Raw genomic sequence first — 20,641 nt, forward strand, 5'->3', positions numbered from 1 at the left:
ACCACCTGAACCCATTCCGAACTCAGAAGTGAAACGCAGCTGCGACGATGGTAGTGTAGCATTCGCTATGCGAGAGTAGTTCACCGCCAGGCTCCCAATTAAACAGACCCTTCGTGAAAACGAAGGGTTTTTTTATTGGTATTGCTGGTGGGTTACCTGCCCGAGTGAGCGAAACGCTATGCGACCAGTTCGTCCGGAACGAACTGGGACAGCTTTAGCTGGCCGCGAAGCGGCGAACCCCATGGAGGGGGTGAGCAATGTAGTTCACCGCTATTCGATAGAGCCGGCCTTTTTGCTTTGCTAAGATTATTTTTCTATATTAATCTGCAACTCTGCTGCTAAGCTATAGCATTGTGACAAGGTTCAAAAGGAGTTGCCCTTGGCCCGCACACCTCAACTATATTCTTCCTCTGTCTGGAAGCAGCTTGCTGCGCTTTTGATTTGCGCTGTGCTTATTAATACGCTGATGCTGGCTGCTCAACCGATAGCATCAGCTGTTTTATTATATATTAGCGTTAATATTGTACTGCTTAGCTGCGGCGCGCTTACGTTCTGGTTTAGTATTCAGGCACAAAAAACCTATATGGTTGATGCTGATAAGTTACGCTCGGCGGTTATGTTGCTGGAAGACAAACTGGAGCTTAAAACATCCAGGGATGATTCGCTTTTAGCTGCTTTGGCTAAAGTGAGCAACCAGGTAACACATTTGCTGAAACGCGATCAGGAAGTTCGGCATCTGGTACGGGTACAGGGACTTATTGACCACGAGCTGGCCGTTGGCAACCGGGTATTTTTTGAAAGCAAGTTGCAGCATTATCTCAGTGATCAGTCTGAAGTGGGTTCTGGGGCGGTATATATTATTCAGTTGTCACATCCTGAAATCAGCCGGGCTGGTATTAAACAGGTAAGCCGGCTGAAAGGTTGTGTAGATGTGCTTAATGGCATTGCTGCCGGTTACGCCGATACTGTTATTGCGCGTTTGTCCGACACTGACCTGGTTATGTTAATTGCCGGCCTGAATGGTAAAGAAATGGAGAAACTGGGTGACCGGATGGCCGTACTGTTAAGCCGCGCCAGCTGTTTTGCTGATTGTGCCGGGCAGGATGTACTGCACATTGGTTATGCCGAATATCAGCGTGAGCAAACGTCTTATCAGATTTTATCTGAAGCAGATATGGCGTTAAAAACGGCACAGTTACATGGCCCGAACGCGGCTTTTGGTTTTATTCTGCAAAGTGACAAACCACAGGCGAAGGGTTCTGTCTGGTGGCGATCTGAGCTTAATAAAGCGTTGCAGGAGCAGCGCTTTGCATTAAGTTTTCAGCCGGTTTTCTCCTGGCATGATGGTGAAATTATCCAGCACGAAGTGCTGGTAAGACTGCAAAGCAGCGATAACGGCCAGATCCCGGCCGCCATATTTTTGCCTATGGCGCATAACTGTGGTTTATCAAGCCAGATAGACCAGCATGTTCTTATTAAAACAGCCAAACTTTGCGCTGCAGACATGGGTAAGAATAGCCGTTGTAGTGTAAATATCAGTATTCAGGCTTTACTTGAGCCGCAATGGTGGCAGTGGTTAGATCACATGGTGCTGTCCGGTCAGTTAGAACCAGATATCCTGGCACTGGAGATAAGCGAACACCATCTGCTGAAGCACTATAAACAGCTGCGTAAGAATTTAATTAAATTACATACTCTGGGTTTCGCCTTGATTATTGATCAGGTAGGGCTGGTGATTGATAACGCCGTTTATCTGGATGAATTACCACTGGAGTCAGTAAAGCTACATCCTTCGGTAGTGCGAAATATTGATCAGCACCTGGAGCAGCAATTATTTGTCCGTGGCTTAATAGCCAGCTATGCCGGTAAGAGTATTCGGGTATTGGCAACCGGTGTTGAGCTTGAAGCTGAATGGCAGGTGTTGCAAAAACTGGGTATTGCTGGCGGGCAGGGATTTTATTTCAGCCAGCCGCTGAACCAGATAATAACGCAAAGTCAGCTGTAGTTATGAGTTTACGGTAGTGCAACCCGGCTAAACCTTGCAGGCCGCCGGTATGAAAGAAGCTAAGGCGGCTGCCGGGTGAAAAATAACCCTGTTCAATCAAGGTAAATACACCCGCCAGAGCTTTACCGGTGTAAATGGGTTCCAGATACAGCTGTTGCTGCGCCATGTCACGGCAAAATTGTATGGTGCTATCATCAAACCTGGCGTAGCCTGCGCCGCAAAAATCAGTGTTTAAAGACCAGTGTTGTTTAGCGCTGCTGTGCAGTAGTTGGTTAATACGTGCTGGCAAAGACGGATCTTTTACTACAGCAATGCCCAACACTTTGCAGCCAGTGCTGTTAATGATACCGGCTAAAGTACCGCCACTGGCTGCAGCACAAATAACATGGCTGGCCGTGCCGTTCGGCGTTAAAGCCAATTCCAGCTCGGCAACTCCGCTGGCACCTGCTGCAGAAGAGCCGCCTTCGGGCACTATTAGAAAGTGCTGATGTTGTTGTTGCAATTGCTGCAGAAAGTCGGCATCGTTACGCAGGCGATATTGCTCACGGTTAAGTAGCTGAATTTGCATGCCGTGTTGCAGGCAAAATGCCAGAGTAGGATTATGTTTGTCGAGCTGATCGGCACGGACATAAGCCAGGCTTTTCAGGCCATAATGATGGCACATAGCGGCTACTGCGGCTAAATGATTAGAAAAAGCGCCGCCGAAGGTCAGAAAACCGGCTTTTTGCAGCTGTTGTGCCTGGACAATATGATATTTTAATTTCAGCCATTTATTGCCAGACAATTGTGGAATAGCAGTATTTAACTGATAAACCCATAACTCAAGCTGATGCCGGAGTAACATCGGCTGATGGATTTGTTGCCAGCTAGCGATAACAGGTAAAGCGGTAACTTCTGCTGATTGCATAACAGTATGAAATAATGACAGTTAACGGAATAGCCGCTAGTATAGCTGTATATAGGGAGATCATGGCATCGCTATGCTGAGAAAAATAATAAAGCGGTTTAGCCCGGCTGCGGGCAATTCAGACACAGTTGTTGCAATCTATCTGGCCACTGCCAGCATCCGGCTTGTAATATTACAAGGTACTGAGCTTAAACAAAGCCAGGCTTTCAGTTACAAAGCGGATAACTGGCAGGAAAGCCTGCAGCTTGCATTGCGGTCAGTGTCGCCAGGCAGCACCTTGCATCTGGTATTATCTGCCGAGCGTTATCAACTGGTGCAACTGGATAAACCGGCACTGGCTGAGCATGAATTACTGCAGGCATTGCCCTGGCAGATTAAAGATTTGGTCACAATAGCGCCGGAAGACATGGTGCTGGATTATATTGACCTGCCTGGTAATTCTCAGCAGGCAAAAATTAATGTAGTTGTGTGCAGCTATGCCTGGCTAAAGCAATTAACCGCAGTGGTTGATGCCGCCGGCCTTAGCGTTAGCTCTATCCAGCCCGAAGAATGGTTGTTAAGCCACATTTTGCCGGTATCGGCGCAGGCGACGATGTTGGTGGTGCACCAGCCAGAGCAGGAAATGTTAATTCAGATCATCCGTGATGGTCAGTTGTATTTCTCCCGCCGTACCCGCGGTTTTAGCCATTTACATCTTAATTCAGAAACAGAGCTGCGCGAAGGCACGCTGGAGCGTTTGCTGCTTGAATTGCAGCGCTCAATGGACTACTTCGAAAGCCAGTTAAAACAACCGCCGGTACGCGATATCCGTGTATTGATGGCTCAAACCGAGCTGGTATGTGAGTTGTTTGTCCAAAGCGGTTTTAGCCGCGTAGAACCATTACATCCGGTACAGCCTGCTGCTGCGATAAATCAGGACGACTTGCAGCATAACTGGCCGGCGCTGGCGGCTGCCAGTGCTGCTGTCAGAGCCGGTCATATTAAACAACAAGTAAACTTATATCAGCCAAGACTGCATCCGGTGCGTGAACGGTTAAGCCTGCAGCGCCTGGTTGGTAGTGCCGTTGCAATAGCGGGGTTAGTTGTGCTGGGTTGGCTATTATTGTCACAGCAGCAACAACAGGTGGCTGCAGCGCTGGCTGAGACAGAGTTACAGCTACAGCAACAACTGCAGCAAACCGATTTGTATCAGCAGGCGTTAGCCCAGCGTAAGCCAGACGAAGCCCTGGTAAAACAGCATCAGCAGGCTGAGTATGCTGTGGCGCAAAAGCAACAACTGCTGAATTATCTGGCTGAACAACAGCACCAGGCCAGCCAGTTTTATAGCCCGGTGTTGCAGCATTTACAGCAGGTTGACTTGCCCGAGTTATGGTTAACCAATTTTACCCTGCAGCAGGCCAGCAGCAGCTTTAGCGGTGTTACGTTACAACCCGCCAGTATTACGGTGTGGCTGGAAGGGTTGCAGCAATTTGGCTATTTCAAAGGCCAGCGCTTTAGCCAGGTAAGCATGACACAGGTACCGGATACAACTGCGGTCAGCTTTGTTCTGATGGCGCAAAAAGGAGAAACGTTGTGAGCCAGTGGCAACTGCTGTCAGATCGTTTCAGCCAGCTACAGCGGCGCGAAAAATTGCTGTTGTTCTTCGGCAGCTTATTATTACTGCTGTGGCTTAGTGTAATTTATGTACTGGAACCCTTGTGGCACAAAACTGTGCAGACGCGGGTGTTACAGGTTAAAGCCAGCCAGCAGTTGCAGGATGCACAACAACAGGCTGAGGTATTGCTTGCTCAGCTTAGTACCGATTTAAACCAGGACTACCGTGAGCGTATAAGTAACCTGGAACAGCAGCAACAACAGCTGAATGAACGTATCCGCCAAAGCGCCAGCCACTTTATCGGAGCAGAGCAAATGGTCACGTTGCTGCGTAACATTTTGCAAAGCAGTAAAGGTGTACAGCTAAAAAGCCTGCTGACATCGGCACCTAAAGCTGTACGCCTGCAAGGGCAGCAACCGGATGATTCGGCTATGTTATTTCAACATACCACCACACTGGTCGTTGCCGGAGGCTACACTGATTTGTTCAGAGCATTACAACGCATGGAACAATTACCCTGGTTGCTGAACTGGTCCGCACTGAATTATCAGGTTGTTGAGTATCCGCAGGCAGAACTGACACTGACACTTATTACTGTGAGTGAGTATGAAGACTTTATTCGTTTATAGCCTGTTGCTGCTAAGCGTTCAGGTGCTTGCTGATCCTACCCGTCCCGCGCCATCCTGGCTGGCGGCTAAGGCAACAGCAGACACAGCAGCACAACCGCAGGCGTTATCTTTACAATTGATAAAACAAACCGCCAATGGCCGTATTGCCGTAATAAACGGCAACCTGCTGCGTAAAGGTGAAAAAATAAGCCAGTATCAACTGCATGAGATTGCAGTTGATCATGTTGTATTGGATTTCAATGGTGAACGGCAAGTACTGCGTTTAGTTAATACGGCGATAAAACAAGATGAAGAATAAGCCAGTGAATAAATTAGGGTGGTTGTGCGGCAGCATTTTATTAACCGGGTGTCAGGCTTTTCAACAAAGTGATGTACCACAAGGCGCTCAGCGCGAATTACAGCAAGCTGCTGCCCAGCAGGCTCCGGCCCGCACTGCGGTGGCACCGGTGCCGCTGGCTGTAACGCAGGACTTGCTTAGCAGTAGCTATACTCCGGTACAGCCAGAGCTGCCACGTTTTGATGTAGCGGCTGCCAATGCCGGGCTGAATGACTTTTTCCAGTCTCTGGTCGCAGATACACCATACAGTGTGGTGATGCATCCCGGCGTAAGTGGCGAAATTAACCTGCAGCTAAAACAGGTAACGTTGCCGGAAACTATGGCAATAGTGCAGCAACTGTATGGTTTTGACGTTCGCCAGCAAGGGCTTATATATAAAATATATCCGGCTGGCCTGCGTACAGAAAGCATAGCGGTTAACTATTTAATGATGCAGCGTCAGGGGTTTTCTTCTGTAGCGGTAAACTCTGGTGGTGTATCTCAGGACAGCCAGAATAATCAGAATGGCCAGAATAACAGAAATAATCGCTCGTCGCAGGGCAACTTCAATCAGGGTGATTACAGCAATCAAAGCCAGTCTCAGTATGGCCAGCAGCAATTTAATGGCAGCACTATTCAAAGTGAAAGCAAAACCGACTTCTGGAAAGATCTGGAAAAAGCCGTCAGTACAGTGTTAGGAACCGGGCCCGAGCGTATGGTGGTGGTTACACCACAAGCCGGTTTGGTAACCGTACGCGGAATGCCAGACGAAATTGCTGCGGTAAAGGCTTACCTTGGCCAGTCAGAGCAGCATTTGCAGCGCCAGGTGGTGCTGGAAGCAAGAATTATCGAAGTAACTCTTGATGATGCGTATCAGCAAGGAGTGGAGTGGGGTAGCCTTATCTCACGCATTCGTTCAACAGGCTTTGATTTGAGTACTACATCGGGTCGTTTCGGCAACGTAGTAAGCGAAACTTTAGGCGGTGTCACTAGTATCAGGTTTGAGAATGCTGATTTCAGTGGTGTAATTAACTTGCTGGAAACACAAGGAAATACTCAAGTATTGTCAAATCCGCGAGTTACCGCTATGAATAATCAGAAAGCAGTTATTAAAGTTGGGCAGGATGAGTACTTTGTAACGAATGTCGCTAGTAGCACCACATTATCTGGAACAGGTGCAACAACTACACCAAATGTTACTTTGCAGCCTTTTTTCTCAGGTATCGCCCTCGATGTTACGCCGCACATTGATGCAAATGGCAATGTCATATTACATGTCCATCCTTCTGTGACAGAAACCTCCGAACAGTTGAAACGAATTGAATTATCTACAACAGATCGAATCACATTGCCGCTGGCCCAAAGTAATATCCGCGAGTCTGACACTATTATCCGCGCCCGTAGTGGTGAAATAGTGGTAATAGGTGGCTTAATGCAAACTATCACCACCGACAACGAGTCACGTACGCCGGTATTAAGCGCTATTCCGCTGCTGGGTAAATTATTTACCAACATCAATAAAGTGGAAAAAAAGAAAGAGCTGGTAATACTGCTAAAGCCAACCGTGGTTACCGAAGGCGTATGGCAGCAGCAAATTCAGCAGTCTTCGCAACTGGTATCCGGATGGGCCCAGGGTAATTAACTATGTACCTGCAGCATTTTCAGCTTAGCCGGATGCCATTCGGTTTAACACCGGACACCACATTCTTTGTACCGCTTGAGCAGCATCAGGATGTGTTGGCCGTGCTGAAAACGGCGCTGTGTGCCGGCGAAGGTTTTATTAAAGTATGTGGTGAAGTAGGCAGTGGTAAAACCCTGCTGTGCCGCAAGCTTTTGCAACAAACCGAATCCGACTGGCAATTGGCGTATATACCGGACCCTTGCCTTACGCCGCTTGAATTACGCTGGGCGCTGGCATTAGAGCTGGGCCTGAAGCACTCTGCTAATATAGACCCGCCACAACTACTGCAGTTGCTGCAACGCCAGTTACTGTTATTGGCTGCACAAGGTAAAAAAGCCATAGTATTAATTGACGAAGCCCAGGCACTGCCGGATGAAACGCTGGAGGCACTGCGGCTGTTAACCAACCTGGAAACAGAAACACGGAAACTGCTGCAAGTGGTGCTGTTTGCCCAGCCGGAACTGAATAAAAAGCTGGCAAGTTACCGTTTCCGGCAGTTGCGGCAGCGTATTACCTTTTCCGCTGATCTGGCTTTAATGAGCAAAAGCCAGATCAGAGCTTATATCTCTTTGCGTGTACAGCAAGCCGGATGCAGCCGTGCACTTTTCAGCAGCTTTGCCTTAAATGCTCTGGCCCGCTACAGCCGCGGTGTACCAAGGCTGGTAAACATTCTGGCGCATAAAGCACTGCTGCTGGCTTTTGGTGAAGGTAAGCCTTACGCCGCACTGCGCCATGTAAAGCTGGCGGCAATGGATACCGAAGATGTAACCGCCAAACCTAAAAGCTGGTGGTGGTATGCCGGTAGTTCAGGCTTACTGGCGCTGGCATGTGTGGCAGCGGCATCGCAAACCGGGCTGTTAAAGCTGGCAGGTGGCGCATGAGTGTAATTAATAAAATGCTGCGCGACTTAGATCAGCGTAACAACAGCGCGGCCAGTGCAAATCAGATTATTGCACGCCGGCACGGCCAGCCTTTATGGTTAACATTGCTACTGCTGTTGACGTTTGGCTTACTGTGCTTTGCTATTTACGCGGTATTAAGCCGCAGTGCAGTTGTGCCAACAGCCGATTTGGCCACTACTGCGCCGGAACCAGTAGCACAACAGCTGCCAAGAGAGCCGGGAATAGCGACCGAAATAGCTATATCAGCCCGCCCTGAGTCAAACAGCCTTGAACCAATAAACAGCCCTGAGCCAACAGACCGCCCAGGGCCGACAGACAGCCTTGCATCACTACAAGCCGCAGCGTCAGCGCACAGCGCCGCAGCAGAAAGTATAGCTACAACTACTATTACGGCACCAGAGTTGCCCGTTCAGGCAGTGGCAAACGTGGCCGCGATTGCCGCACAACCCGGGCAACAGCGAACTGAACCGGATGATACTGCTGCACCTGTGCCGCAGCTTCCTGAAATTGCACAGGCAGCAGTACCACCAGCGGCTAAAGCAGGCAGCAGCTTAAGCGTAACCAGCCGCGAGCCAACGGCGGCGCAGCAGCAGGCTAAACTGCGCCAGCAGGCGCTGGCAGCCACACAGGCCGGTCAGCCGCAGCAGGCACTGCGCTACTGGCAACAGTTGCAGCAGGCAGCCCCACAAGATGCCGTGGTTTATCTGGCACAAGCCCGGCTTTGGTTGCAACTGGGCCAGCCGCAACAGGCCGAGGCCAGTTTATTGCAGGCAAAAACGCAGGGTATTGTCGATGCCGACATTCAGTTGATGCTGGCTCAGGCAGCCGCCAGCCGCCAGCAATGGTTACAGACAGAAGCCTTACTACCGGCCGGTTTTGCTGTGGCATTACACCCCGACTACTACGGCCTTAAAGCAACAGCGCTACAGCAACTTGGGCAGCATCAGCAGGCATTTGACTGGTTTGCTGAGCTAAGCCGCCTGCAGCCGCAGTTGGGTAAATGGTGGCTTGGCGGTGCTGTATCGCTGGAAGCATTAGAACGCCCGGCAGAGGCGCATCAGTACTATCTTAACGCGTTGCAATGGGGTGACAACTTGTCAGTGCAGAGCAAAACTTATATTCAACAACGTTTGGTAGCAACAGAGTAGCCTTATGCAAAGACCTCGTTTAAAAATGCGCCTCGGTGATTTACTGGTTGATGAAGGTATTATCTCGCAGGACCAGTTACAGCAGGCGCTGGCGCGGCAGCAGGAAACCGGCCGTAAACTGGGATCTACCCTTACCGAGCTGAAATTTTTGACAGAGGTGCAACTGCTGCGGTTTTTGGCACAGCAGCTGAATGTGCCTTTTCTTGATATTGCGCAAAAACAGATAAACCCTAAAGCCGTACAGTTATTGCCCGAGGTGCAGGCGCGGCGTTTCAGAGCACTGGTGCTGGAAGACAACGGCGATACCGTACTGCTGGGTATGAGCGACCCGGCAGATTTAGCCGCACTGGATCAGATTGCCCGGTTGCTGGCGCCAAAAGAAGTGGCGCTGGCGGTAGTGCGGGAAAGCCAGCTGATTGAGGCTTTCGACACCCTGTACCGGCGTACCAAAGATATTGAAAGTTTTGCTACCCAGCTTAAAGCCGAGCATGGTACCGACACCAACCTTGAACTGAATGTACTGGATGAGCAAGCCGATGCCGACAACACCATTGCCAAGCTACTGCAGTCAGTGTTTGAAGATGCCGTGCAGGTAAAGGCGTCGGATATTCATATCGAGCCGGATGAAAAGGTACTGCGTATTCGTCAGCGGGTTGATGGTGTGCTGCAGGAAAATATCCTGAACGAGGTCAGTATTGCCTCTGCACTGGTGCTGCGGCTTAAATTAATGGCAAATCTGGATATTTCAGAAAAACGCATGCCACAAGACGGCCGTTTTCAGATTAATGTAAAAAAACATCAGATAGATGTGCGTATTTCTACTATGCCGGTGCAATATGGCGAATCGGTGGTAATGCGCTTACTTGATCAGTCAGCAGGTTTGCTGCAACTGGAAGAAACCGGTATGCCAGCGCCACTACTGAGTAAGTTGCGGCGTATTATTAAAAGCCCGCATGGCATGATACTGGTAACCGGCCCTACGGGCTCGGGTAAAACCACCACCTTGTACGGGCTGCTAAGTGAACTTAACCAGGCCGGCAGTAAAATTATCACCGTGGAAGATCCGGTAGAATACCGTTTACCCCGGATTAATCAGGTACAGGTTAATCATAAAATCGGCCTGAGTTTCAGCAATGTACTGCGCACCACCTTACGGCAAGACCCCGACATTATTATGGTGGGTGAAATGCGCGATCAGGAAACCGCAGAAATGGGCTTGCGCGGCGCTTTAACCGGCCATTTAGTGCTATCTACGCTGCACACCAACGATGCCGTAACCAGTACTTTGCGTTTAATTGATATGGGCGCAGCGCCTTATCTGGTAGCGTCGGCACTGCGCGCTATAGTGGCGCAGCGTCTGGTGCGGCGTTTATGCGACTACTGCAAACAACCCTATCAGCCCGACGAGCTGGAAAGCAGCTGGTTACGCCATCATAAAGCCGACACCGGTGCATCTTACTGGCATGCCAAAGGTTGTCAGTCGTGTAATCACAGTGGTTACAAAGGCCGTCTGGGGGTGTTTGAACTGTTGCTTATTACCAAACCCCTGGCGGATGCACTGCGCCGCAACGACACAGCCGGCTTTGCCCATTTAGCGCATCACAGCGAAGGTTTTGTCAGCCTGGGTACTATGGCATTACATTATGCCCAGCAAGGCATTACCAGCCTGGACGAAGTAATAAGGGTGTCGGAATACCTTGACACCGAAAGTCTTGCCACAGTGGAGCCCTAAGCACCATGGCTAACTTTGTATACACCGCGCGCGATAGCAACGGCAATGCTGTGAGTGGCCAGATAGAGGCAGGCAGTGAGGGCGCTGCTGCCGATTTACTGCGCCGTCGCAGTTTTATTCCGTTAACTATTCAGCGCCAGGCAGAACAAAGTAATGTATCAATTGCCCGGTTAGAGTTATGGCAGGCTAAAGTATCGCTAACCGATTTAATTCTGTTTTCCCGCCAGATGTATTCACTGATGAAAGCCGGTATTCCGATAGTTCGGGCTATTGAAGGCCTGGCGCAAAGCACCAGCTCTAAACGTTTGCAAAAGGTACTGGGTGAACTGGTTGGACAGTTGGAAAATGGCCGCAGCTTATCGGTAGCGCTGGCCGAACACCCCAAAGTATTTAGCCGTTTAATGGTTAGCATAGTGCACGTCGGTGAAAACACCGGCCGCCTGGATGAAGCCTTTTTACAGCTGAATTATTATTTTGAGCAAGAGCTGGAAACCCGCAAACAAATTAAACAGGCTACCCGTTATCCGTTTTTTGTGCTGATAGCCCTGGTAGTGGCTATGTTTATTCTTAACCTGGCAGTTATACCGCAATTTGCCAATATGTTTGCCCGTTTTAATGCAGAACTACCCTGGTCTACCAAAGCCTTGCTGGCCAGTTCGGCATTTTTTGTTGCCTACTGGCCATTAATTATTATTGCTGCCATGGGTGCCACGCTTGGGTTTCGCAGTTATATTAAAACTGATAAAGGCCGGGTTGTCTGGGGCCGTTGGCGGCTGGTGTTTCCTATTATCGGCAATGTTATTTACCGCGCTACGCTGGGCCGTTTTGCCCGTAGTTTTGGCATGATGCTAAAAGCCGGTGTACCCATGACCAGCGCACTAACACTGGTTGCCGATGCGGTAGACAACGAATATATGGGCGAAAAAATTCGTGATATGCGGCGTAATATAGAACGTGGCGAAAGCTTATTGCGGGCAAGCCAGCAAAGCGGGTTGTTTACGCCCCTGGTATTACAAATGATCTCAGTGGGCGAAGAAACCGGTGCCATGGACGATATGCTAGGCGAAGTAGCCGGTTTTTATGAGCGTGAAGTGGCTTTTGATTTAAAGAGTCTGACGGCAAAAATTGAACCTATTCTTATCGCGATAGTAGCGGTAATGGTACTGATTCTGGCATTGGGTATCTTTACTCCAATGTGGGATATGCTCAATGCTTACAAGGGTAATACTGGTTAATGCTTTAACTATTGTGAGCAATATGGGGATGTAATTGCGAATATTAGCGATATACTAACTACAACAAGGACACCGGAGATTTAACGATGAAAAAACAAACAGGTTTTACCCTGATAGAACTGGTTATAGTAATTATTATTTTGGGATTACTGGCCGCAACCGCCTTACCGCGGTTTTTAAATGTTACCGAACAAGCCGAAGATGCCGCCATTGAAGGTATCGCCGGTGGTTTTGCCTCTGCCGTGGGTTTGGTACGGGCACAATGGGAAGTTGAGGGCCGCCCTGCAAATGGCACGGTAAACTATGACGGCGTAGTAGTGAATGTTGCCGCTACCGGTTATCCGGCTGGTGGTGCAGCAGCTGCAAATGATATTGATGCAGCACAATGCCAGACAGTGTTAAATACGATTTTACAGGCAGCACCCAGTTCGGTTATTGCAGGCCAGGGCCTTACTCTTGCTCAGATGACAGCTCAGAAGCTGTACATTCGTGCTCAACCCGGTTCAAACCAAAATGGCACACCGGCATTATGTGTATATCACCAAACTGCTGGTTTAACGGCCATTCCGTCTGATCAGTCAAACAGTAATGGTTTTACTTACGCTCCGGCGTCAGGCCAGGTCACTGCATTTTTAACTAAACCCTAAGCTATAAGGTCTATTATGAAACGTAATCAAGGTTTTACATTAATTGAATTAATTATTGTTATCGTTATTCTGGGTATTCTGGCTGTAACAGCCGCTCCCCGGTTTTTAAATTTCTCCGGTGATGCCAGAACATCAACCCTTAATGGTGTAAAAGGAGCATTGGAATCTGCCGGTGCATTAGTTTATGGTAAAGCAATTATTGCCGGTCAGCAAAATGGGAATGGGTGTCTTACTGCAGATGGTGACGTTATTGTTCAGCCAAATGGTGGATGTACGGCGCCTGCTACAGGCGTAGTTAATGGTTACCCAGCACCAACAGTTAACTCTATTCGTGCTGTTGCTGAACTCGTAGCCGCTGAATGGAATGTTGCAGTTGGAACCGGCGATGACGCCCCTGCTTTTGGCGCGACTGCAAACTCAGTGGTCGTTTCGCCGGTAGGCACTGTATTAAGCACAGATGCAGCAGATTCTTGCCATGTTGTTTATGAGCAAGCCGTTGGTGGTGGTGTTAAGCCAGTTATTACAGTGCATGCTAATGGTTGCTAAACGGTAACTATTTATGAAATTACAGCACCGCGGCTTTACCTTAATTGAGCTTATTGTGGTGCTGGTATTAATCGGGGTACTCGCTGTTAGCGTAGTACCCCGTTTTTTTGATGCCTCTGGTACATCTGAGTATTTATACCGTGACCAGGTATTAAACTTACTGCGTAACTTTCAGATGCAGGCTATGCAGTGTACGGATGATAGTTGTCAAGAACACCGAATTATTTTCGAGAGTGACAAGATTTTTGTCGGTGCCAACAGTTGCCCAGATAACAATACGTACAGTACTAATCAACTTTGTATAGCCCGACAAGACATTGGAGCAATTCGTTTTATTAAGCTTAGTGGTATTAACTCCAATCAACTTAGATTCCGCAGCAATGGTAGCCCCAGAGCTAACTGTCCCTCTGATGGTTGCCGTATGGCAATCGAGGGAGCAGTAAAGCTTGAAATATGCATTCAAAGTGAGGGCTATATTCACCCATGCTAAAACCCAGCCTTAGATATAGCCGTGGCGTTACCTTAATAGAGCTGATTGTTGGCATAGTTGTGCTGGCCATTAGCTTAAGCATTATTACCTCGGTATTAGGCCCGTTATTTATTAAAAGCGCTGATCCCTGGCATCAGGTACGTGCTGCCGAGCTTGGGCAAAGCCTGATGAATGAAATACTGAGCCGTCGTTTTGATAAAAACAGTTTTAAAGATGGCAGTTTATTGCGTTGCGGTGAAGTTGGGGCGGCTTCCTGTAGTGCTATTCCGGTGTTCAATCCGCCAAGAAACTCTGCACGCTCCGGCTTTATTGGCGTAGAAGATTACAATAATTATGCTACTACAGGAGACACCCTGACCGATGCCAAGAATGATACTTTGGCTGAGGTATATCGTAACTACAGCATACAGGTTGATGTAGTTGACGATGCCGTCTTAGCTAATATGCGCCGTATTACCATTATAATAACCCCTCCGTCTGGCAGTAGCGTGCGTTTTACAGCCTATAAGGGTAACTGGTAATGCTTATGCGCGGTTTTACTTTGATTGAGCTAATTATTACCATGGTGGTGCTGGCTATACTTGCTCTGGGTATTACCAGCTATATTGGCTTAGGTGCCCGTATGTATACCGATGTTGCTGAACGGGAACAATTGCTGGGGCAAAGCCGTTTTGTTGCTGAACGTATGGTAAGGGAGCTTAGAAATGCACTACCTAACAGTGTAAAAGTCGACAACGACTGTTTAGAGTTTATGCCTATTAAAACAGTGGGCTTATATCAGACACTGACTGCCAGCACGGTAGAGCTTAGCTGGCTGAAAGAGCCTGCGCAGGCTGGAGATTTTTTGGTGATTTATCCACAAAATCCGCAGCATGCAGTGGCAGACAGAATGCGAAGCATAAGCAGCATATCGGGCAACAGCATGACATTTACCGGCGGAGCTTTCCCTTACGAGTCGCCGGCAAAACGTTTTTATGTATACAGCGAGACAGTGCGTTACTGCCGGACAGGTTCTACTATAACGCGTAACGGCATATTAATGGCACAGCAGGTGCGGCCAGACACACGCTTTGAGGTAACTGAGCCTACCTTACAACGTAATGCGTTAATTAACTTGTATCTGAGTTTTGGCGATGCAGGTACTGATATGTTTTTTAACTACGAGGTGCATATTCCCAATGTACCTTAACTATCAAAAGCAGCGCGGCAGTGCGCTTGTTATCGCCGTTTTTGTTATTGTTGTTATGCTGGCGCTGGCAGCGGCTTTGTCACGTTTGCTTATCAGCAGCAGTGAAACCGTAGTATATGAAGTGCAGGGCACCCGCGCACTGTTTGCGGCGCAAAGCGGGCTGGAAATTGCGTTAACCCAACTGTTTCCTCTTAATGGCGCTGCTGCGGGCTGCGGCGCTGTTACAGCATCGCGCAGTTTTAATGCCGACAGTTTGCAAAGTTGCAATGTTAGTATCAGCTGTACCCCCTTTACCACTGCAGCGCCAGAGAGTATTACGTTATTTAAGCTTAGCAGCACCGCCAGTTGCGAAGCCGGTGGTTTTCAAACCCGCCGTACAGTGCAAATAGAGGTGCGTTGATGCGACCAATATACCGCTTTGCAATCTTATGCCTGATGTTGTTGCCGGTTGGTGCTTATGCGGCTACTTACACTATGGCAGCAAACAGCAGACCGCCTTGTAGTACCAGTTGGAGTGTCAGCGGCACCACCTATACCTGTAGCGGAAATGGCCGGGTAACGCTTAACAACAACGATATTATCAGCGCTTCTGCCGGCAGTATTACGCTGGTGGCACAAAATGGTTTTCAGTTAGGTACTAATGTCACTCTCGGCCAGAATAGTAACAGAGTTAACCTGCAGGCAACCTACGGCAGCGTAGTGGTAGCGGCTAACAGCACGATTTGGGGCAATATACAAACTACCAGTGGTGCTGTTGGGCTTACTTCTTCTACGGTAAATGGCAATGTACAAACCGATGCGACATACAACCATAACGGCGGGGCTGTAAATGGCAACATCAATGCCACTAATGGCGTTGTGCTGACCAATGTAACGGTATCGGGTACGGTTACCGCAAACAGTGACGTGAGCATAACCGGCAGTAGCATAGCAGGCAGGGTAACAAGCAGTTCAAATAAAGTAACAGTGGCAAACAGTACCTTGCAAAATGGTGTATCCGGCAGTAGTGGTATTCAAATTTCTGGTGGTACTTTAAATGGTGGTCTTGAATCGGTTTGTAATAATATTCTGCTGACTAATATCACTATGCTGGCCGGTGATATTAAAACCTCGCCTCAACTGGGCTCAGGGTGCTCCGCAGATCGGGTTGAAATTGTCGGCGGAAATATAACCGCCAACATTGTTGGTGGCGCAAATAATGTAATCATTAGAGATGGTGCTGAGTTTACCGGGAACATTCAGGCCAGGTTTAATGTTTTGCTTGATGGCAGCACCCTGTATGGCAATATCAGTGGTGAGAGCGGTTATGCTTTACAAGAAGCCAAGCTGGTAAACTCTGTGGTGTATGGCTCTGTTACCGTTGGTACGTCATGGCAAAGAATTGTTGGAGAAGGCAACAGCGCAATTTATGGTGAATGCACATATGGCGCAATTAATCCGGCAACACTTTGTTCTCAGCAGGTAGCACAGTGTTTGGCAGATAATTTCAATAGCCCTTTGTCAACTGAGAGCTGGATCACGGCCCGCAGCAGTGGTGACTTTACACCATCAGTGGTTAACGGGCGTTTGCGTATGACGCAAAATGTCGGTAATCAGTCTACCTCAGTGACCTATCAGCGTTTATATCCGGCAGCAAATAATCTGGTAGTGGTTGAGTTTGACTATTTAGCCTATGGCGGCAATGGTGCTGATGGTTTAGCGCTGGTGCTGTCAGACGCTACTGTTACACCGCAGCCTGGTGCTTTTGGCGGGCCGCTGGGCTATGGCTTTAAACCTGGTATTCCGGGTTTTTCCGGTGGCTGGCTGGGGTTTGGTCTGGATGAATATGGTAATTATTCTGCTGAGGGCGGCAGTACTAATATTGGCAGACGGCAGCAATCTGTGGTGGTTCGCGGCTCGGGTTCCGGTACAACTGGCTATCGCTATTTGCGTGGTACCTGTAACAACGGTACCAGCAACACTAATGGTAATTGCCTGTCTCCTGCCGTAGATGGCAACCAGAACAATCCGCACCGCTACCGCTTTACCATAGATTCAAGAGCTACGGGCTCTACCATGGTGTCGGTTGATCGTAATACCGGTAATGGCTTTGTTAATTTAATTGCGCCCTTTAATGTACAGGGTCAAACCGGGCAGGCACCGGTGCCGGAAAACTTCTTTGTTTCTATTACCGGCTCAACCGGTGGTTCTAATAATATACATGAACTGGACAACCTGAGCATTTGTGCACAGCGCTCTATGCCGGTTGGCCAGCAAATAGATCATATTGAATTAACACACCAGGCAACAGGTATCGCCTGTGTGGCTTCGGCAGTGCAGGTAAAAGCTTGTCTGAATGCAGATTGCAGCAGTTTGTTTACCAGCCCGGTTTCGGTAGACTTGTCTAACTCTGCCGGTAACTGGCAAACCGATCCCATAACGCTAACCAATGGTGTAGGCACGGCTTACTTAAGGCACCCTGCCGGTGGCGTGGCTACCATAGGGGTAACAGAAACCGTACCGCCAAGAAAAGCCTTTAGCCAAACCGTGTGCAAGGTGGGTAGCAGCAGTAGCAATTGTCAGATCAATTTTGCCAATGCCGGTTTATTGTTTGCTCAGGCCGATGGTATTACCCCCCTTAGCCATCAAACGGCCGGTGTTGCTTTTAACGGCGTACTAAGGGCAATTCGCACCAATACCACTACCGGTGCCTGTGAGGCCAGAGCCGAAGGTACAAAAACAGTGCGCCTGGGCTTTAGTTGTGAAAACCCATCCAGTTGTATTGCCGGGCAGCAATTTAGTATTAACAATACGTCAATTGCCGCCAATAGTGCCGCAAGCAGCACTAACCGTAGTAATGTTAACCTGACATTTAATAGCAGTGGCAGCGCGCCAATCACTATGCGTTACACTGATGTGGGCCAGCTAGCCCTGCACGCCAGCCTGGCCTTGCCAGAGCAATCTCCTGATCCTGCCATAACACTAAATGGCAGCAGCACGGCCTTTGTGGTGCGGCCGCATACGCTGGCAGTGGTACAGGCCCTGAGGCAAAACGGTAGTGCTAACCCTGGCACAACAAATACCGGTGATGGCTTTGTTGCAGCAGGTGAGTCTTTCGATGCCGTGATTGAGTCACGTAATGCGGATGGCGCAGCTACGCCGAATTTTGGTAAAGAGCTAACCAGGCAGCGGGTTGAAACGGTATTTGACAAACTGGTGTATCCATTAAACGGCATTAACGGTAGCTTAAATAATGGCTTGGTCGACACCAGTATCGTAGCGACCGCAGGTCGGCAAACTGTGAGAGGAATCAGGTGGAATGAAGTCGGGAGTATCAACCTGCGCGCCAGGCTGCTAAATGACAGCTATATAGGCACAACCGATGTGTCTGATAAGCCGGTAAGCGGTACGATTGGCCGTTTCTATCCTGCAAGTATATCTGCAATCTCAACGTATACTCCTGCCTGTGGCGGTTTTAGCTATATGGGGCAGCCATTTTCGATTGATGTGTCACTGAAGGCGCTTAATTTAGCCGGAAATATCACTCAAAATTATTTTGGCGATTTTGCTTCGGCAGATTTAGAAGTGGTGACAGAAACATCTTTTACCAAGGTAGAAGATCGCTTTATGTTTATAAATGTGGCCGGTGACCCGAAAATTTACCCCTTAACATGGGATGCCGGGAGCAGTGTTGTTGCGGCTAAAGGGCGCTTTGTCAGGTTAGCAAATGAGCCAGACGGACCTTTTATGAAGCTTGATGAGTTGGCTGATAACAGAATCAAGCTCGGAGCTAAAATTGCTAACGAGCTTGACTCAGTATTGATTTTTGCACCCAATTTAATTTTCGATACTAATGCAAAACAACTTGAGAATACTGTTGCTGGTTCTACTAGCAGCAATGCAGATTTCCGCTATGGCCGTATGGTACTGGATAATGCCTATGGCCCGGAAAATGAATCTTTGCCATTAGTCTTGCGGGCTGAATACTGGAATGGAGCAAGGTTCATTACCAATCCGAATGATAATTGTAGTGTGCTTAGTGCTAGCGCAGTAGTTCGGCCTGGTAGTAGTGACCCTAATCTACAGTTAAGAGATGAATCAGCAAATACAGTGCTTATGAGCATTAACTCTCAAGCCAGTGCTTCAATCCTCCAGCAAGGCCGAAGTATGTCATTAAATGGAGTACCAACACTTTTATTGCCAGCACCGCAACCGCAGCAGCGTGGCCGCGGCGATATGGAGTATCGAACAGATCCCTGGCTGCAATATGACTGGGATGCGAACGGCGAATTTAATAATAACCCTACTGCCGAATTTATGTTTGGCCGTTTTCGCGGTAATCCAAGACAAATTTTTTGGCGTGAACTATTCCCCTAAACACCAGCCTAACGCAGGTTGAGTGCCGGTAAGTGGTTGCTGACAGATAAATGCAGGCAATACTTGGTTTAATTGCACAAAAATGTAAGATAAGGCTATTCACACGCTGGCGAGTTACTTAGAATAAACGCCGCTATATTTACTATTGCTGCGACCTTAGTGCGGTGCAGTGCTGACCTGCTTCTGGCGGCTCAGGTTTATAAGGATCCGGTTTCTTCATGTTTAATAAATTGCGTGGCCTCTTTTCAAACGATTTATCCATCGACTTAGGTACTGCCAATACGCTGATTTACGTTAAAGATCAGGGCATAGTACTGAACGAGCCTTCTGTTGTTGCCATTCGTCAGGAACGTGCAGGCGGGCCAAAAAGTGTTGCGGCGGTAGGCCATGCAGCAAAACGTATGCTTGGGCGCACCCCCGGCAATATTAAAGCGATACGCCCGATGAAAGATGGCGTGATCGCCGACTTTTACGTGACAGAAAAAATGCTGCAGCATTTTATCCGCCAGGCGCACAGCAACAGTTTTCTGCGCCCCAGCCCGCGTGTGCTGGTGTGCGTGCCTTGTGGCTCTACCCAGGTAGAACGCCGGGCGATCCGTGAATCGGCTCAGGGTGCCGGTGCGCGTGAAGTGTATTTAATTGACGAACCTATGGCCGCCGCTATCGGTGCTGGCCTGCCGGTATCTGAAGCAACCGGTTCTATGGTGGTTGATATTGGTGGTGGTACTACTGAAGTTGCCATTATCTCGTTAAACGGTGTGGTGTACTCGTCTTCTGTACGTATTGGTGGTGATAAGTTTGATGATGCCATCGTTAACTATATCCGCCGTAACTACGGCATTCTGATTGGCGAAGCCACAGCCGAGCGCATTAAAACCGAAATTGGTTCAGCTTACCCCAGTGATGACGTACTGGAAATTGAAGTACGCGGCCGTAATCTGGCCGAAGGCGTGCCACGCAGCTTTACCATGACCAGCAATGAAATTTTAGAAGCACTGCAAGAGCCGCTGGCCGGTATTGTCAGTGCAGTAATGGTTGCGCTGGAGCAATCACCACCTGAGCTGGCGTCAGATATTTCTGAGCGCGGCATGGTATTAACCGGCGGTGGCGCGTTACTGCGTGATCTGGACCGTTTACTGATGGAAGAAACCGGTATTCCGGTAGTGGTAGCTGACGATCCGTTAACCTGCGTAGCCCGCGGTGGCGGTAAGGCACTGGAGATGATCGATATGCATGGTGGTGATGTGTTCAGTTATGACTAACT

General features: G+C 48.8%; 18 protein-coding genes and 1 rRNA gene. 18 read left to right on the forward strand and 1 reads right to left on the reverse strand.

Translation table 11 applies throughout. The features are described from left to right. A 5S ribosomal RNA gene (rrf, locus tag M2404_RS20380) occupies positions 1–92 on the forward strand; the annotation flags it as partial. 287 nt (positions 93–379) lie between these two features. Continuing rightward, on the forward strand, positions 380–2,005 hold the full coding sequence (locus tag M2404_RS16015) for an EAL domain-containing protein (RefSeq protein ID WP_259240770.1): 1,626 nt from the start codon (positions 380–382) through the stop codon (positions 2,003–2,005). Here M2404_RS16015 and M2404_RS16020 read toward each other — a convergent pair. Continuing rightward, a complete protein-coding gene (locus M2404_RS16020) occupies positions 1,962–2,912 on the reverse strand; it encodes a 1-aminocyclopropane-1-carboxylate deaminase/D-cysteine desulfhydrase (protein ID WP_259240771.1) in 951 nt (316 codons plus the stop codon). The two genes, M2404_RS16015 and M2404_RS16020, sit on opposite strands and share 44 nt — an antisense overlap. A 73-nt stretch (positions 2,913–2,985) precedes the next feature. On the opposite strand from M2404_RS16020, the gene M2404_RS16025 reads away from it, so the two are divergent. The 16 genes from M2404_RS16025 to M2404_RS16100 all read left to right on the forward strand — a co-directional run bounded on the left by M2404_RS16025 (position 2,986) and on the right by M2404_RS16100 (position 20,639). Next, entirely contained in the window at positions 2,986–4,488 is a 1,503-nt protein-coding gene (locus M2404_RS16025) for a PilN domain-containing protein (RefSeq protein ID WP_259240772.1), read from the forward strand. Continuing rightward, complete coding sequence (locus M2404_RS16030) at positions 4,485–5,135, forward strand: hypothetical protein (RefSeq protein ID WP_259240773.1); 651 nt, start codon at positions 4,485–4,487, stop codon at positions 5,133–5,135. The genes M2404_RS16025 and M2404_RS16030 overlap by 4 nt, the downstream gene beginning before the upstream one ends. Beyond that, positions 5,113–5,433, forward strand: coding sequence for a general secretion pathway protein GspB (locus M2404_RS16035; RefSeq protein ID WP_259240775.1), 321 nt, complete (start codon positions 5,113–5,115; stop codon positions 5,431–5,433). The genes M2404_RS16030 and M2404_RS16035 overlap by 23 nt, the downstream gene beginning before the upstream one ends. Positions 5,434–5,437: 4 nt before the next feature. Continuing rightward, a complete protein-coding gene (gene mshL / locus M2404_RS16040; protein WP_259240776.1) occupies positions 5,438–7,093 on the forward strand; it encodes a pilus (MSHA type) biogenesis protein MshL in 1,656 nt (551 codons plus the stop codon). Between the two features lie 2 nt (positions 7,094–7,095). Next, positions 7,096–8,013 carry an ExeA family protein gene (locus M2404_RS16045; RefSeq protein WP_259240777.1) on the forward strand — a complete coding sequence of 306 codons (918 nt, stop codon included), beginning with the start codon at positions 7,096–7,098 and terminating at the stop codon, positions 8,011–8,013. Beyond that, entirely contained in the window at positions 8,010–9,182 is a 1,173-nt protein-coding gene (locus tag M2404_RS16050) for a tetratricopeptide repeat protein (RefSeq protein WP_259240778.1), read from the forward strand. The genes M2404_RS16045 and M2404_RS16050 overlap by 4 nt, the downstream gene beginning before the upstream one ends. 4 nt (positions 9,183–9,186) lie before the next feature. Continuing rightward, complete coding sequence (locus M2404_RS16055; protein WP_259240779.1) at positions 9,187–10,914, forward strand: GspE/PulE family protein; 1,728 nt, start codon at positions 9,187–9,189, stop codon at positions 10,912–10,914. Positions 10,915–10,919: 5 nt separating this feature from the next. Next, positions 10,920–12,149, forward strand: a complete 1,230-nt coding sequence (locus M2404_RS16060; RefSeq protein ID WP_259240780.1) for a type II secretion system F family protein — start codon at positions 10,920–10,922, stop codon at positions 12,147–12,149. 86 nt (positions 12,150–12,235) lie between these two features. After that, the gene (locus tag M2404_RS20290) at positions 12,236–12,796 is read left to right on the forward strand and encodes a prepilin-type N-terminal cleavage/methylation domain-containing protein (protein WP_310503098.1); all 561 of its coding nucleotides are present in this window, start codon (positions 12,236–12,238) and stop codon (positions 12,794–12,796) included. Positions 12,797–12,811: 15 nt separating this feature from the next. Beyond that, positions 12,812–13,342 (forward strand): prepilin-type N-terminal cleavage/methylation domain-containing protein, encoded by a 531-nt coding sequence (locus tag M2404_RS20295; RefSeq protein WP_310503099.1) that lies wholly within the window; start codon positions 12,812–12,814, stop codon positions 13,340–13,342. A gap of 13 nt (positions 13,343–13,355) precedes the next feature. Then, positions 13,356–13,832 (forward strand): type II secretion system protein, encoded by a 477-nt coding sequence (locus M2404_RS20300; protein ID WP_310503100.1) that lies wholly within the window; start codon positions 13,356–13,358, stop codon positions 13,830–13,832. Next, positions 13,826–14,353, forward strand: a complete 528-nt coding sequence (locus tag M2404_RS16080) for a type IV pilus modification PilV family protein (RefSeq protein ID WP_259240781.1) — start codon at positions 13,826–13,828, stop codon at positions 14,351–14,353. The genes M2404_RS20300 and M2404_RS16080 overlap by 7 nt, the downstream gene beginning before the upstream one ends. Before the next feature lie 5 nt (positions 14,354–14,358). Next, positions 14,359–15,021: a PilW family protein gene (locus tag M2404_RS16085; RefSeq protein WP_259240782.1), complete on the forward strand. Its 663-nt coding sequence runs from the start codon at positions 14,359–14,361 to the stop codon at positions 15,019–15,021. Then, positions 15,011–15,421, forward strand: coding sequence for a type II secretory pathway component (locus M2404_RS16090; protein ID WP_259240783.1), 411 nt, complete (start codon positions 15,011–15,013; stop codon positions 15,419–15,421). The genes M2404_RS16085 and M2404_RS16090 overlap by 11 nt, the downstream gene beginning before the upstream one ends. Continuing rightward, on the forward strand, positions 15,421–19,377 hold the full coding sequence (locus tag M2404_RS16095) for a DUF6701 domain-containing protein (protein WP_259240784.1): 3,957 nt from the start codon (positions 15,421–15,423) through the stop codon (positions 19,375–19,377). Before M2404_RS16090 ends, M2404_RS16095 begins: the two co-directional genes overlap by 1 nt. Before the next feature lie 218 nt (positions 19,378–19,595). After that, positions 19,596–20,639 carry a rod shape-determining protein gene (locus M2404_RS16100; RefSeq protein WP_008219881.1) on the forward strand — a complete coding sequence of 348 codons (1,044 nt, stop codon included), beginning with the start codon at positions 19,596–19,598 and terminating at the stop codon, positions 20,637–20,639. Positions 20,640–20,641 lie beyond the last annotated feature (2 nt).

The organism is Rheinheimera pacifica (genome assembly GCF_024809855.1).
Lineage (GTDB): Bacteria > Pseudomonadota > Gammaproteobacteria > Enterobacterales > Alteromonadaceae > Alishewanella > Alishewanella pacifica_A.

Bases quoted from the DNA above. Each gene is read 5' to 3' on its own strand.
- M2404_RS16020 (WP_259240771.1), bottom strand. From the start codon at position 2,912: ATGCAATCAGCAGAAGTTACCGCTTTACCTGTTATCGCTAGCTGGCAA.
- M2404_RS16025 (WP_259240772.1), top strand. From the start codon at position 2,986: ATGCTGAGAAAAATAATAAAGCGGTTTAGCCCGGCTGCGGGCAATTCA.
- M2404_RS16035 (WP_259240775.1), top strand. From the start codon at position 5,113: ATGAAGACTTTATTCGTTTATAGCCTGTTGCTGCTAAGCGTTCAGGTG.
- M2404_RS16045 (WP_259240777.1), top strand. From the start codon at position 7,096: ATGTACCTGCAGCATTTTCAGCTTAGCCGGATGCCATTCGGTTTAACA.
- M2404_RS16050 (WP_259240778.1), top strand. From the start codon at position 8,010: ATGAGTGTAATTAATAAAATGCTGCGCGACTTAGATCAGCGTAACAAC.
- M2404_RS16055 (WP_259240779.1), top strand. From the start codon at position 9,187: ATGCAAAGACCTCGTTTAAAAATGCGCCTCGGTGATTTACTGGTTGAT.
- M2404_RS16060 (WP_259240780.1), top strand. From the start codon at position 10,920: ATGGCTAACTTTGTATACACCGCGCGCGATAGCAACGGCAATGCTGTG.
- M2404_RS20290 (WP_310503098.1), top strand. From the start codon at position 12,236: ATGAAAAAACAAACAGGTTTTACCCTGATAGAACTGGTTATAGTAATT.
- M2404_RS20295 (WP_310503099.1), top strand. From the start codon at position 12,812: ATGAAACGTAATCAAGGTTTTACATTAATTGAATTAATTATTGTTATC.
- M2404_RS20300 (WP_310503100.1), top strand. From the start codon at position 13,356: ATGAAATTACAGCACCGCGGCTTTACCTTAATTGAGCTTATTGTGGTG.
- M2404_RS16080 (WP_259240781.1), top strand. From the start codon at position 13,826: ATGCTAAAACCCAGCCTTAGATATAGCCGTGGCGTTACCTTAATAGAG.
- M2404_RS16085 (WP_259240782.1), top strand. From the start codon at position 14,359: ATGCGCGGTTTTACTTTGATTGAGCTAATTATTACCATGGTGGTGCTG.
- M2404_RS16090 (WP_259240783.1), top strand. From the start codon at position 15,011: ATGTACCTTAACTATCAAAAGCAGCGCGGCAGTGCGCTTGTTATCGCC.
- M2404_RS16095 (WP_259240784.1), top strand. From the start codon at position 15,421: ATGCGACCAATATACCGCTTTGCAATCTTATGCCTGATGTTGTTGCCG.
- M2404_RS16100 (WP_008219881.1), top strand. From the start codon at position 19,596: ATGTTTAATAAATTGCGTGGCCTCTTTTCAAACGATTTATCCATCGAC.